Source organism: Paenibacillus mobilis (genome assembly GCF_058267595.1).
In genome coordinates, this window is the sequence record NZ_JBZCMS010000003.1 from 471,180 (window position 1) to 484,374 (window position 13,195).

Annotated in this window: 10 protein-coding genes; 2 read left to right on the top strand and 8 right to left on the bottom strand. The window is 51.2% G+C overall.

The genetic code is table 11. The features are described 5' to 3' along the window. Positions 1 to 72: 72 nt before the first annotated feature. A complete protein-coding gene (locus AC3ZPD_RS08305; RefSeq protein WP_490983810.1) occupies positions 73 to 2,808 on the top strand; it encodes an alpha-mannosidase in 2,736 nt (911 codons plus the stop codon). 417 nt (positions 2,809 to 3,225) lie between these two features. Here the strand turns inward: AC3ZPD_RS08305 and AC3ZPD_RS08310 are convergent, their stop codons facing one another. Further along, positions 3,226 to 4,695: a DHA2 family efflux MFS transporter permease subunit gene (locus AC3ZPD_RS08310; protein ID WP_490983811.1), complete on the bottom strand. Its 1,470-nt coding sequence runs from the start codon at positions 4,693 to 4,695 to the stop codon at positions 3,226 to 3,228. A gap of 111 nt (positions 4,696 to 4,806) precedes the next feature. Here AC3ZPD_RS08310 and AC3ZPD_RS08315 point away from each other — a divergent pair, with 111 nt between their 5' ends. Beyond that, a complete protein-coding gene (locus tag AC3ZPD_RS08315; RefSeq protein ID WP_490983812.1) occupies positions 4,807 to 5,703 on the top strand; it encodes a LysR family transcriptional regulator in 897 nt (298 codons plus the stop codon). Between the two features lie 273 nt (positions 5,704 to 5,976). On the opposite strand, the gene AC3ZPD_RS08320 is transcribed toward AC3ZPD_RS08315, so the two are convergent. Genes AC3ZPD_RS08320 through AC3ZPD_RS08350 form a run of 7 tightly spaced genes read right to left on the bottom strand, consistent with a single transcriptional unit; the run spans position 5,977 to position 13,156 of the window. Then, positions 5,977 to 6,963 (bottom strand): Gfo/Idh/MocA family protein, encoded by a 987-nt coding sequence (locus AC3ZPD_RS08320; protein WP_490983813.1) that lies wholly within the window; start codon positions 6,961 to 6,963, stop codon positions 5,977 to 5,979. 29 nt (positions 6,964 to 6,992) lie between these two features. Further along, positions 6,993 to 8,075 (bottom strand): Gfo/Idh/MocA family protein, encoded by a 1,083-nt coding sequence (locus AC3ZPD_RS08325; RefSeq protein WP_490983814.1) that lies wholly within the window; start codon positions 8,073 to 8,075, stop codon positions 6,993 to 6,995. Between the two features lie 4 nt (positions 8,076 to 8,079). Continuing rightward, on the bottom strand, positions 8,080 to 8,757 hold the full coding sequence (locus tag AC3ZPD_RS08330) for a hypothetical protein (protein ID WP_490983815.1): 678 nt from the start codon (positions 8,755 to 8,757) through the stop codon (positions 8,080 to 8,082). Continuing rightward, on the bottom strand, positions 8,757 to 9,707 hold the full coding sequence (locus tag AC3ZPD_RS08335; protein WP_490983816.1) for a sugar phosphate isomerase/epimerase family protein: 951 nt from the start codon (positions 9,705 to 9,707) through the stop codon (positions 8,757 to 8,759). Before AC3ZPD_RS08335 ends, AC3ZPD_RS08330 begins: the two co-directional genes overlap by 1 nt. A gap of 6 nt (positions 9,708 to 9,713) precedes the next feature. Beyond that, on the bottom strand, positions 9,714 to 10,610 hold the full coding sequence (locus tag AC3ZPD_RS08340) for a carbohydrate ABC transporter permease (protein WP_490983817.1): 897 nt from the start codon (positions 10,608 to 10,610) through the stop codon (positions 9,714 to 9,716). Continuing rightward, positions 10,610 to 11,515 (bottom strand): ABC transporter permease, encoded by a 906-nt coding sequence (locus AC3ZPD_RS08345; protein ID WP_490983818.1) that lies wholly within the window; start codon positions 11,513 to 11,515, stop codon positions 10,610 to 10,612. The genes AC3ZPD_RS08340 and AC3ZPD_RS08345 overlap by 1 nt, the downstream gene beginning before the upstream one ends. Before the next feature lie 39 nt (positions 11,516 to 11,554). Then, the gene (locus AC3ZPD_RS08350; protein ID WP_490983819.1) at positions 11,555 to 13,156 is read right to left on the bottom strand and encodes an extracellular solute-binding protein; all 1,602 of its coding nucleotides are present in this window, start codon (positions 13,154 to 13,156) and stop codon (positions 11,555 to 11,557) included. Positions 13,157 to 13,195: the final 39 nt, after the last annotated feature.

Consider the following 13,195-nt stretch of genomic DNA (forward strand, 5'->3'; position numbering starts at 1 on the left):
GGTTCCCTGAACCGGTTGGGTTAGTATAGGAACAAGCAGTTTTGGAAGTTTTGGTATAGAGGAGGAGCAGTTATGAGCAAGAAAAAAGCCCATATCATTTCCCACACGCACTGGGACCGGGAATGGTATTTACCTTATGAGAAACACCACATGCGGCTGATCAGCCTGGTGGATTCCCTGCTGGACAAACTGGATGCGGGTACCGAGTTTAAAAGCTTTTACATGGACGGCCAAACCATCATCCTGGAGGATTATCTCCAGGTTCGTCCGGAGCAGCGCGAACGTCTGGAGAAACATATCAAAGACGGCCGGATCATCATCGGTCCTTGGTATATTTTGCAGGATGCATTCCTGACCAGCAGCGAAGCCAACGTGCGCAATATGCAGGTCGGCCATCATGACGCCAAACGTTACGGAAGCCCAGCGAAAGTCGGCTATTATCCGGATACGTTCGGATTGACGGGCCAAACGCCGCAGCTGATGAAGCAGTCCGGCATTAACAACGTATTTTTCGGCCGCGGCGTGAAGCCGACAGGCTTTAACAACATGGTTTCGGACAGCGGCTACGAGTCTTCGTTCTCCGAGCTGATCTGGGAAGGACCGGACGGCTCCAAAGTGCTCGGCATTTTGTTCGCCAACTGGTATTCCAACGGCAACGAGGTGCCGGTAGACGAGCAGGAAGCGAAAGCTTACTGGGAGCGTAAGCTGGCCGACGCGGAGAAATACGCCTCCACCGGCGAGCTGTTGTTCATGAACGGCGTTGACCATCAGCCGGTGCAGCTGGATCTGCCGGAAGCGATCGAAACCGCGAAAAAGCTGTACCCGGACGTGGAGTTCATCCACTCCAACTTCCCGGATTATATTAACGCTGTAGAACAAGCGGTAGACCGCGAGCTTTCCAGCGTTAGAGGCGAGCTGCGCAGCCAGCGCACCGACGGCTGGGGAACACTCGTCAATACCGCGTCCGCGCGGATTTACCTGAAACAAATGAACCAGAAGGGCCAAGCCCTGCTGGAAAAAGTCGCCGAGCCGCTGGCCTCCCTGGCCGACCTGCTCGGTAAACCTTACCCGCATCACACGTTTACTTATGCGTGGAAAACGCTGATGCAAAACCACCCGCACGACAGCATTTGCGGCTGCAGCGTCGATGAGGTGCACCGCGAGATGGTGACCCGCTTCGACAAGAGCCGTCACGTGACCGAAACGATTATCGACGACAGCAAACGGACGATTGCAGATGCGGTCGATACGACTGTGTTCAGCAAATACGGCGAAGATCCGGTGCCTTTGGTAGCGTTCAATACCTCCGGTTGGGACCGCAGCGGCGTAATCTCCGTTGAGGTGGATGCTGCCCGTCTTTACTTCCGTGAAAATCTTGGCCTGGAAGAAACCACCCGCCGCATGAGCAGCGTGGATTTGTCCGGCCGCGTGCTGGTCGACGCCGAAGGCAACGTAATTCCTTGCACGGTGGAAGACCTGGGACTGCTGTTCGGCTACGATCTGCCGGACGACAAATTCCGCCAGCCTTACAGCTGCCGCCGTGTGCGCCTTACCTTCGAAGCGGCTAACGTGCCTGCGCTCGGGCTTAAAACGTTTGCTTGGGTACGCAGCTCCGCCGCGGCATCTGCATCCGCATCTGCCAAAGCTTCTCTGTTTGCGGACAGCCGCACACTGGAGAACGGCAAACTTAAAGTGGAGATTGCGGACAACGGCTCCTTCGCTTTGACCGACAAACAAACCGGCCGCGTATACCGCGATCTCGGCGTTTACGAGAATGTCGGCGACATCGGCAACGAATACATGTTCCGTCAGCCGGACGGCGAAGAAGCGCTGACCACGCGCGGCTTGAAAGCCGACATTAACGTGATCGAGGATACGCCTTACCGCGCTTCCGTGGAAATCGTGCATCATTGGGAGATCCCGGCGTCCGCGGATGAGAAGCTGGACCAGGAACAGCGCGAGCTGATCTGGTATCCGAACCGCAAGGCGCAGCGCTCCACAGAGCTGATTCCTTTTACGCTCCGTACGATTGTTTCCTTGAGCAAAAATGGCAAAGGCGTTTCGATCGAAACTTCCTTTAACAACCAGGCTAAGGATCACCGTCTGCGGGCTTTGTTCCCGGCGGACCTGCAGGCGAACGTTCACCATGTCGATTCCATGTTTGAAATCGCCAAACGGGATACGGTACCTGCCGAAGAATGGGAAAATCCAAGCAATACGCAGCACCAGCAGGCTTTTGTAGATGTCAGCGAAGCGGGCGCCGGTCTTACCGTTGCCAACCTGGGCCTTAACGAATACGAGGTTCTGCGCGACGGCCGCAACACGATTGCCGTAACGCTGCTTCGCGCTACGGGCGAGCTTGGCGACTGGGGCCTGTTCCCAACGCCGGAGGCGCAGTGCCTCGGCGACCATACCGTACACATGGAAGTCATTCCGCATGATGGCGACGGCGTTCGTTCCGGCGCCTATGCCGAAGCGTACCAGTTCCAGATTCCTTGGACGGCAGCCCAAACCGGCGTGCATGCGGGCAGCGTAACGCCTGACTATGCGCCTTTGGCCTGGAACGGCCAGGAGCTGGCTTTCTCTTCGCTGAAAGTGAGCGAGGAATCCGGCGACCTGATGTTCCGCTGGTACAACATGGACAGCAGCAGCGCGGAATTGTCTTTTGCCTTCAAGCCATTGAAAGGCTCCGGCTACAAGAGCAACATTCTGGAGGAGCAGGGCGAAGCGCTCCAGCCTGCGAATGACGGCAGCCTGACCCTTCCGGTTGGTCCTTGCGAAATTGTGACGGTAGGGATTAAACGTTAATCTTAAAACTCAAGTTACCGCTACAGCAAAAAAACTCCCCTAGGATTTGGGGAGTTTTTTTGCTTGGAGGTGATGTGTATGAACTTCTCTTTTGCCGATGTAACCACTTTTGCTGCATTTGTTGTAGCGCTGCTGACCTATATCGAACGAAAAAAGAAGTAACCCGCCACAGTTGTTAGCTTGGTCGGGTTACTTCTTTCTATTCTAATCCTAACATAATCAACTTATCATTCAATTTTATCTTACATTTGTGGGCGTATAAAAAATTCGACTTTTTCCCTCCGGAAGCTTTTTACCCGCTATTAAACCGTCTGCCCCCGCAGCTGCGAAAACGGTATTGCTCTGCCCGGCTAGGCCGACAGGTTAGAGGTCTCCATCAGACGGGGGCGGGCCAAGAGCCGTCTCCTTTTGTTGGGTTCACTTCATTACAGGTTTTCTCTCTGCCGTTGCAAGATTCTCCTTGGAGCTTTTGGATTTCTTTTGCTTCAAAAGCAGCGAAAGCGGAATGGCCATGATGGTGACGAAGGTACCCACAAGAAACGTATCGTTGGTTGCATAAACCAATGCAAAGCGTTTCAGCGCCTCACCTGTTTTCTCTCCGCTTAATGCAAGGAGATGTGTTTGTGTCCTTGCGGCCAAAATAGAGCTGAAGATTGCAATGGCTAAGGCAGCCATCGCCTGGCGCAGCCAGTTGGATATCGTTGATGCATGACCGGCGTTTTCCCGCGGAATCACACTCATCGAAATGCTCATTGCCGGAGAAGCCGCAAGCCCTATCCCTATATAACGAATAACCATCCAAAAAGTAATATAAACCAAGGAGGAGTCCATGTTTAACCGGCTGAATTCCCACGTAGCAAGACTCAGCAAACATCCCCCGAACAGCACTAACCAGAAAGAATCTATTTTCTCCTGCAGTTTACCGCCTATAAGGGTAACTATAATCATAAATAAAGCCCCTGGCAGCATGATCATCCCTGCTGTAAATGAAGACTCTCCCTGTGCTTCTTCCATAAAGATCGGGACCAAAAAAACACTGGAATACAATCCTACAGAAATAAGGCAATTTATGACCATTCCCCATGAGAATTTTGCATATTTAAAAACTCGGATATTCAATAAGGGTTCTTTGGCCGTCAATTCCCTCCATATAAATGCGGCTATCCCAACTACGCCTAAAAATAACAAAGACAAAGCCGTTACAGAAAGCCAGCCTAAGTCAGCCCCTTTTGTAAAATACATCAACAAAGAAACATTACCGACTACAACCGTAAGCAGCCCCATGAAATCAAGTGAAACCTCTTTTGACCCTTCTCTTGCAGGAATAAAAAAATAAGCAAATAAAGCGGCTATGATTCCGAATGGAACATTGGCGAAAAACAACGCTTTCCAACCAAGGGAATGGGTTAAAATTCCACCCAAGGTCGGACCGATTGCGGGAGCAACCATCAGGGATACCGTCCATAAACTGGTTGCCATCGATTGCTTTTCTTTATTCACGGATTGGAAAATAATAGTCATGGTCGATATTTGAATCAAACCTGAACTAAAACCTTGCAAGAAACGAAAAATAATTAATGAACCCATGTTCCATGAAAGCCCGCATAGTGCAGAAGAAGCGGTTAATCCGATCAAGGCATATACATATAAATTTTTGTAGCCGATTTTGTTTCCGAGGTAGCCCGTAACGGGAGCAATAATTCCTATGGCCAGCAAAAATCCTGTTACTACCCATTGAGCGGTATTTATACCCGAATGCAGATCGTTCATGATCTTCGGAAGTGCAACGTTTACTGTGCCTGAATTTAACATGGCTATAAAATTCCCTAGAAAAATGGCTATCATTATAAAGATAAACGAATCTTTTGTTTCTTTTGCTTGTTCCAATTATTTTCTCCTCCTATTTTGCTATACTTTAAATATAGATATCATGATTACCTATGTAAAATTATCATTTTTAATATTTATATAAGTATTACTTATGTAAGGGGTGTGCAGATGAACTTAGAACAGATGGGGTACATCAAAGAGATTGTCCATACGCAATCCATTTCGGTAGCAGCGCAAAATCTTCATGTTTCCCAATCCGCTGTCAGCCAGTCAATCTCATTGCTTGAAAAAGAACTGGGAATTCAGCTGTTCAAAAGAACCCGATTTGGAACAACCCCTACGCTAGAAGGAAAAGAGATTATAACTAAAGCTTTAAAAATTGTTGAATATATGGAGATGATCAAAGAAGAAGCGCAAACCACGGCGTCCATTCTTCAAGGGGAGCTAAAAATCGCAGCCACACCCAGTTTAATGGCATTTTTCCCGAAAATTCTTTCCTTATTTAAAAAAGATTATCCTCATATAAAAGTAACCATAATCGAAATGGAAAGTCAGGGGATTATTGAACAAGTAAAAAAACAGCAAGTGGATTTAGGACTTACCGTCATGCAGGAGTCAATTGAGGAGTCATTGCCCGAACATGTAATCTTTGAAGCCTTTGATTACAAACCTGACGTTAAAGTAATCGTTCCTAAGTATTCCCCTCTTGCTTTTCAAAAAGTATTAAATCTTCAGGATCTAGCGGACTATCCACTGGTCGTGAATGCAAGTCAGTTATGGGAAAATTTCATGACCCTGCTTGAAGAGAGCAATGGTTCCATGAATGTGCTGTTCAAAACCTCAAACTCTGAAGTGATTAAGAAAACAGTAGCTGAAGGGCTGGCGATCAGTTTTTTATCTAATTATTTGTTAATTGATGACCCCTACATTGAAAGTGGGCGGATTATCGCTATCCCCTTGGCTAATAATCAACTTGCTTCTAACCTTTCATTCGGCTGGATCTTTTCAGATAAGAATTCCCGCAAGAGAATCATTAAAAAATTCCTGGACTACATTGACTTATAATCAATTTCGAGTAGCGATTTGGCTTGGGTATGGAGTTTTGTTTCTTTTTGGTCTTTTTTTTCTTGCAGAGGTAGCATTCGCCGTGATTATGGGGATAGCGGAGTTAAGAGGGGATTAAACGAAAATGACCCACTCCAGGTTGGCAAACCGGTGGGTCATTTTCTGATCGCTTTTGCAGGCTTAGGGAATCCCGCTTAAGATGCTATGCTGGGGACGGTCTGCTGACCGTCCTTCTTTCTATTCTAATCCTAACATAATCAACTTATCATTCAATTATATTACCACGTTTACCGCTCTGCCCAGCCTGGCCGACAGATTGGAGGCCTCCATCAGACGGGTAAGGTCAAGAGCCATCTCCAGGTTTTGCGTGTTTACCGTGTTCTGCTGAATATGGGAAACCCATTGCTCCAGATCCGAAGGCAGAGCTTCGGGCAAGGGCCACTCCATCAATGGATTGGAGCCATTATCCAGACTGGCCACGACCAGCTTCCGGTTCTGCAGGCTGAAGGCCATGCTTCCTTTGGTGCCGTGGGCTTCCAGCGTAAGTGGGGACAGCGGGTTTACAAAGCCGGTTTCGACGATCCCCAAAGCTCCGTTAGCATAACCCAATACGGCGACGGCATTGTCTTCTACTTCCCGGCCTGTTACGTAACCGTAGCTTGCGCTCAAGGTCTCGGGCATACCGAGCAGCAGGCGGGTCAGGTACATCGGGTGGCAGCCGAGATCAATCATGGCTCCGCCGCCGGCTTGCTCCAGGCTGTAGAAATAGGGCGGCAATCCCGTTTCCGACAGCGCGCCCTTGTGCGCCATTCTTACCCGAACCTGTGTCAGTTTGCCCAGCAGTCCCTTTGCGACGACCTCTTGAGCAGCCTGGGCAAAAGGGGTGTTCAGCCGGGGGAGGGAGACGGTCAGCTTAACGCCCGCTTGCTTCACGGCATCCACGATTTCCTTAGCTTCCTGGGTGGTTGCAGCGAGCACTTTTTCGGTAAAAATATGTTTGCCGGCCCGCGCCGCTGCCAGAATGACCTCCCGGTGTCTCAAGGTAGCCGTCGTTACAATCACGGCATCGATATCCGGATTGGCCAACACTTCTTCCAAGTCGGCGTAAAAAGGCACCTGCCGCGCTTCCGCCTGCATGGCCCCGCGCTCGGGATCCTCGTCCCAGATCGCTTTGACGGCGATCTCCGGATGCTGCTCGGCTTGCAGCGCGTAATCCTTGGCATGGACATGCCAGAAGCTCAATATCGCTACATTGATCATTCCCTTAATCCTCCTTTATTAGAGTTGTATCAGTCGAAGTAAACGGCCTCGCCGGTGCGGTTCGATTCATAAATGGCTTCGATGATTTCAGAAACTACGCAGGCTTGTTCCGGTTTGACGACCGGTTCCGTGTCATTCAGAATCGCTTCGATCCACAGCCGGCATTCCCGCTCATGCATCGTTTCCTTGCGCCCGTCGAAGAAATCGGCGCCTTTGACGTCAAACTGAATGTTGTTGGCGTAGAGACGGCCGTACTTCTCCCCGTTGATCCGGAGCGTGTCCTTCACGTCTGCGCCGCCCTCGGTGCCGCAAAGCGTGTACAAAGCTTCCCGAGTATCCAGCATATTCAGAGCCCAACTGGATTCTACCATCAGCGTGGCTCCATTTTTCATGACAATCATGCCGAACGCCGAGTCCTCCACCGTAAATTTGTTAGGATCCCAAGCTCCGCCCGCGTTGGCAGAACCTTTGCGGTTAGCCAGCTTTTGATAGGTGGTGCCGAGCACAACCTGAGGTTCGTAGTTGTTCATGAGCCAAAGCGTCAGATCCAGAGCATGGGTGCCGATGTCAATCAGCGGTCCGCCGCCTTGTTTGTCTTTGTCGAGGAACACGCCCCAGGTAGGAACGCCCCGTCTGCGCAGCGCGTGGGCTTTGGCGAAATAAATTTCGCCGAGATCGCCATTGTCGCAAACTTGCTTCAAAAATTGGCTGTCCGGCCGGAAACGGTTGTTATAGCCGATGGTCAGTTTTTTGCCCGTACGTTTAGCTGCTTCCACCATGCGGCGGGCGTCGGCGGCGGTTTTGGCCATCGGTTTTTCGCACATGACGTGTTTGCCTGCTTCTAGGGCAGCGATAGCGACTTCAGCATGGGCATCGTTTGCCGTACAAATGTGCACAACGTCGATAGAGGCATCGGCCAGCAGCTCCCGGTAATCGCCGTAAACCTTGGCGTCAGGCGTTCCGAATTTTTCGGCGGCCTGCTTGGCTTTTTCGGGAACGATATCGGAGAAAGCCGTAATGGCAACAGCCTCTTGTTTGCTCAAGCAAGGCAAATGTTTGCCGAATGCGATCGATCCGCAGCCGATGATGCCCACTTTTAATTGTTTGCTCATTTCTCTATTCCTCCCTAGTTTTCATCCATTCATCAATTTCGGACAGTCTTTCCTTAATGCGGACGGGAACCTCGGCATGGAGCTGCTCCCAAGTGGTGTAGAATGCCGGATCAATGCGATATTCCGAAAATTCCATGGCAGGTTTAAAGCGGAAGCTTTGCAAATAAAGCTGCACTTTGCGGTCCGTTTCGTCGTCCGTCGTATAAACCCCATCGAACGGACCGGTAATCAGCAGGCCGCGTCTTCCCGCAAATTCATCGGTTGCGGTCATCAGCTCCGGCAGCAGATAAAACATTTCCGGCTGCGGCATGAAGGCATGTTTGCCCGGCTGGGAATACAGCTTGACATGGGTGCCGTCCACCAGGTTGCTGCGGTCATGCAGAAGCCCCTTGAAATGCCGGCCGTGGAAGCTGGCGTCGCAATCGATCACTTCGCCGTTTTGTCCCACGTAAATCCAGACATGCTCCAGCTCGTACAGGTGCTGAATATCGTAATCCCAGTAAATCGCATATTCGATAATGTATTTAAGGCCCGGCTCGTCGAAAGCAAAGGTTCTGCGCGTGGAAGGGGAAGGCCCCGCTTCCTCCAGCACGGTAACGCCTACGCGGACAGGGAAAAACGGCTCGTTGTTGTCAAAATAAATATAAGGCGCGTATTTGGAAATCCATTCGGTATTCATCATCAGGCTTGACCCTCCATCACAAGTAATTTGTTTATGATTTGAGTGTGGCTTAGTTCAATCTCTTCAGGCAGACAAGCCGATTTCAGCTCGTAAACCCGGACAGGAGCTTTATGGATGGTATCCAGGAAAACGTCAAATTCGTCCGTCCCGCTGTGGACATAAGGGCACCAATGATCGGAGAGTCCAATCGTTTCATGAATGTGGACGCCGGCAAGCGGGAGGTCGAGCTCACGAAGGTCGCGCAGGTTGTCGTAAAGCCCCATGCGGTCCATCATCATGGCATGGCCGATATCGTACCAAAGCCCGACAGGGCTTCCTTTCAGGCGGCTGGTCAGCCACTCGGCCTCGCGCAGCGTCGGCATTTGGTAGCAGCGGGCCCGCGTCTCGATGCCGATAGCTACCTTGTAGCCTTTTCGCTCGATGAATTCGCTGATCTCCTCCAGGCTGCGATGTATGCGGTCCAAATTTTGCGGAGCCTGGTTTTGTCTTTGCTCCAGCATCGCCCTCCAAAGCGCCGAATAGGCCTCCGAGCTTCTGCCCTCATTTTTGTAAATCTCTTTAAGCCGGGCATCGATGTTATCCGGAAAAGGGACCTCGCCGGGATGAACCACGACGGCTTTTGCCCCGTAGCGGACGGCATATTCGACGGATTGCTTGAGCAGCTCGACCGCCCGTCTCCGTTTTTCCTCGTCTTCAAAGCCCAGCATGGGCGAGTCCGTATCAAAATCCTTGTCCTCAATAAACGGAAAAGCGTGGTGGACGCTGGATACGCCGATAACGCCGCTTTCGATCATCGGTTCGATCGTGGCCAGATGCTCCCGCGTGACGTTGTAGTTCAGCTCGACAGATTGGAAGCCGAGCTCCATGATCTCCTCCAGCATGGCTCTGCCTTCCCGGTGTCTCTTGATGTTCCAGCAGGTGGAGAACGAAAAGTCGCCTTTGTTCCTCATGATGTACTACTCCTTTACGGCCCCGATCATGACGCCGGAGATAAAATATTTTTGCAGCCACGGATAAACGAGCAGAATCGGAACCGTGGCAAACATAATGCTTGCCGCTTTGATGCCTTCCGGCAATACGGACACGACCTGATCGCCCTGCATCGATGAAGGATCGTTGGTCATGCTGTTCATGACGACCTGGTACAGCTTAAGCTGAATCGGGTACAGCTTCGGATCCGTAATGTACATCAAGGCATCCATAAATCCGTTCCAGCGGCCGACGGCATAGAACAGGCTGAGCGTAGCCAGCGCCGGCAGCGAAAGCGGCAGGACGATCCGGAGCAGAGAGTGAAAATGGCTGCTGCCGTCCATTTCGGCGGCTTCAAGCAGCCCCGCCGGCAGGGAACGAAGAAACGTAATCAGAATAATCAGGAAAAAAGGGTTGATCATCGTAGGCAGCAGCAGCGAGCCGAGATGGTTGGTCAAATGCAGGCTGCGGATCAGCAAATAATCCGGAATGGTGCCGCCGCTGAAAAACATCGTAAGCACGATAAGGAACATCACGAATTTTCCACCCTTTAGCCGTTTGGACAGCGGATAGGCGGCAAACACCGTCATCAGCATGGACAAGACGGTGTAACTCGCCGTCAGCCCTAAAGACAACAGGAGCGAACGGACCATGGAAGTGTCCTGAAAGATTTTTCGGTAAGCTTCGAAATTGATTTCGAGCGGGAACACGGTCACCTCTCCGGAAAGGATAGCCCGGTTGGAACTAAGCGACATGGAGGCGATATGAAGCAAAGGAGCCAGGCATAAAATGACCAGCACAGCGATGATCCCCATATTGATAAGTTCGAGAGCCCGGCCGCCTGATGCTGGCGAAACGGTCTGTCTATGGTTTGCAGCTTTCATCAGAACACTCCGTTACCCGTTATTTTCTTGGCGATCCGGTTTGCCGCAAGCAGCAGCACGATGCCTACTACGGCCTGGAACAGCCCCACCGCTGTCGCGAGGGAGAAGTTGGCCGTTTGAACCCCGGTCTTATATACGAACGTGCTGATGACTTCGGAGAAGTCCAGAACGCTTACATTGCCGATGACATACGGCCGGTCAAAACTGATTTGCACGATTTCCCCGATCTTGAGAATAAGCAGCACCACAATGGTCGGCCGGATGCCCGGCAGCGTAATGGACCACATTTTCCGGAAACGTCCCGCTCCATCCACGGCTGCGGCTTCATAAAGCTCGGAATTGATGCCGGTTATGGCCGCCAGGTAAATGATCGTCCCCCAGCCCGCGCTTTGCCACACCCCCACAACCAGGTAGGTGATCAGCCAGTCGTATTTATTGGTCAGGAACGGTATCGGATCTATCCCCAAATGCCCCAGCAGCAGATTAACGATCCCCGTATTGGTAGCGAAAACCTGAAGCATGATGCCGCCGATAATGACCCAGGATAAAAAATGAGGCAGATACAAGATGGTTTGGGCCATTTTTTTGAATTTTGCCCGGGAAAGCTCATTCAGCAGCAGCGCTAGCAGAATAGGGGCAGGGAACGAAAAAAGCAGGTCCGTAAGATTCAGCATAAAAGTGTTCCGGAGCGCCTTGTAAAAGGCGCTCATGCCAAAAACCTCGCGGAACACGTCGAACCCGACCCAGGGACTGCCCATAACCCCTTTGAAGAGATTGAAATCTTGAAAAGCAATCAGGATGCCGTACATCGGGCCGTATTTAAAGATTAGAAAGTAGGCGACCGGACCCAGCAGCAGGACATACAATTGCCAATTCCGCAAAAAGTAAAGCCACAGTTGTTTCATTCCGATCCTCCAATGGTTGAATTAGATAAATTTCGAAGCTTATTTGGCCATTGCTTTGTAGGCTTCCGTACGTTCCTTAAGAATAGCGTCGCCGCCGCTGGCCATATAATCTTTTAGAAGATCGTCGTAAACCTTGTCGAAGTCTGCTGGTTTAGCCATGACGCTTTTCACGATAAGCTGATCATATTTGTCTCTAAGCGTTGGCATATATTTGTTTTCTGCTTCGATCGGCGTGGTGAAGTTGGCATAATGAGTCGTATCGGTCAGCGACATTTTGTAAGCGTCGATGACGTCCTGCCGGAACTGTTCAGGCACCGCCGCGGCGGCTGCAGCCCAGTTTTTCTCGTTGCTGCCGAAATCCTCGCCTTGCGTAATCATGACAATGTCGGCGGCATTAAACATCCGTTTGTTGGTTTCGTCCGATTGGTTGCGCTGCGGCAACCCGTCTACCAGCGTGTAATCTTCGCCTTCGATGCCGTTCATCAGCGTAAAGAGCACGTCCGGCTGAGCCATCCAGTCGAGGTATTTGATTGCTTCGACGCCGCGTTTGCTGGAAGCCGGGATCATCAGGAAGAAACCTGTAGGGTCATATTCCGGTTTCAGATGTTTGCCGGCATTGTTGGTATAAGGGTCGACAGGGACCAGATTTGCGCCCGGAACGTTTTGCGTCAGCACCTTGGCGATGCCAGGATTGTCTAGATAGGCATTGCCCAAGTTGTCGCTGAACATGCCGACTTTTCCGTTCATGACATCCTGGAACACCTGTTTTTCATCTTTATCCAATGCGAAATCGGGACTTACTAGGCCTTCGTTGTAGAGCTTGTTCAAAAACTTGACCGCGTCTTTATGTCCAGGGAGCAGCAGCGGATAACCGAGGTTCTCCGACAGGGTATAGCGCTGTTCGTCCGTAAGGCCGTCCTGGATGAAAGACCAGACGATCGGTTCGATGGAGCCAGGCGTCAGGGACAAGCCCAGCGGAATGACTTTGCCGCCCGTTTGTCCGGGATCTTTTTCTTTAAAAGCCTTCAGCGTTTCATACACCTGCTCCGTTGTTTGAGGCATTGGCAGTCCAAGCTTGTCCAGCCAGTCCTTGCGGATCAGGTTTTCGTATTTGCCCGTGTTGACGCGGCGTCCGGGAATCGAATACTGCACCCCGTCAACCTTGCCGACGTCCAGAGCATCCCCCAGATACGTTTTGAGATTTTGACCATATTGGTCGATAAGCGAATCGAGCGGAAGCAGGCCGCCATCCTTGGCGTAACTGTAAGGCGTCAGTACGTTGGTGCTGGCAAATACGATATCCGGCGCGTCGCCGCTGGTCATCATGACGTTGACTTTGTCGGTGGCGTCGTTGCGGGGAATCGGAACAAATTCGACCTTAATATTGTTCGGATCGCCGAAGTTTTTCTGAACGTAATCCGTCCAATAGTTGTCCGTAGCCGTGTACCCGGCAGGTGCATTCCCGCGGTCAAAAATACCGACCTTTAAGGTTACCTGCTTGCCCGGATCCGCCTTGCCCGCATTTGCGGACGCCGCACCAGCCGCTGCAGGAGCTTCGTTTCCGCTTCCGGCCGAACACCCGCCCAGCAAGCCGATAGCCAAGGTGGCCAACAACGCGTAGCTCAACGCTCTTTTTCTCATAAACCTTTCTTCACCTCGCTATAAAATTTGGAGTTGCAA

Excerpts from the sequence above, each read along its gene's own strand:
- AC3ZPD_RS08340 (WP_490983817.1), bottom strand. The coding sequence starts at position 10,610 with ATGAAAGCTGCAAACCATAGACAGACCGTTTCGCCAGCATCAGGCGGC.
- AC3ZPD_RS08350 (WP_490983819.1), bottom strand. The coding sequence starts at position 13,156 with ATGAGAAAAAGAGCGTTGAGCTACGCGTTGTTGGCCACCTTGGCTATC.
- AC3ZPD_RS08330 (WP_490983815.1), bottom strand. The coding sequence starts at position 8,757 with ATGATGAATACCGAATGGATTTCCAAATACGCGCCTTATATTTATTTT.
- AC3ZPD_RS08315 (WP_490983812.1), top strand. The coding sequence starts at position 4,807 with ATGAACTTAGAACAGATGGGGTACATCAAAGAGATTGTCCATACGCAA.
- AC3ZPD_RS08335 (WP_490983816.1), bottom strand. The coding sequence starts at position 9,707 with ATGAGGAACAAAGGCGACTTTTCGTTCTCCACCTGCTGGAACATCAAG.
- AC3ZPD_RS08345 (WP_490983818.1), bottom strand. The coding sequence starts at position 11,515 with ATGAAACAACTGTGGCTTTACTTTTTGCGGAATTGGCAATTGTATGTC.
- AC3ZPD_RS08320 (WP_490983813.1), bottom strand. The coding sequence starts at position 6,963 with ATGATCAATGTAGCGATATTGAGCTTCTGGCATGTCCATGCCAAGGAT.
- AC3ZPD_RS08325 (WP_490983814.1), bottom strand. The coding sequence starts at position 8,075 with ATGAGCAAACAATTAAAAGTGGGCATCATCGGCTGCGGATCGATCGCA.
- AC3ZPD_RS08305 (WP_490983810.1), top strand. The coding sequence starts at position 73 with ATGAGCAAGAAAAAAGCCCATATCATTTCCCACACGCACTGGGACCGG.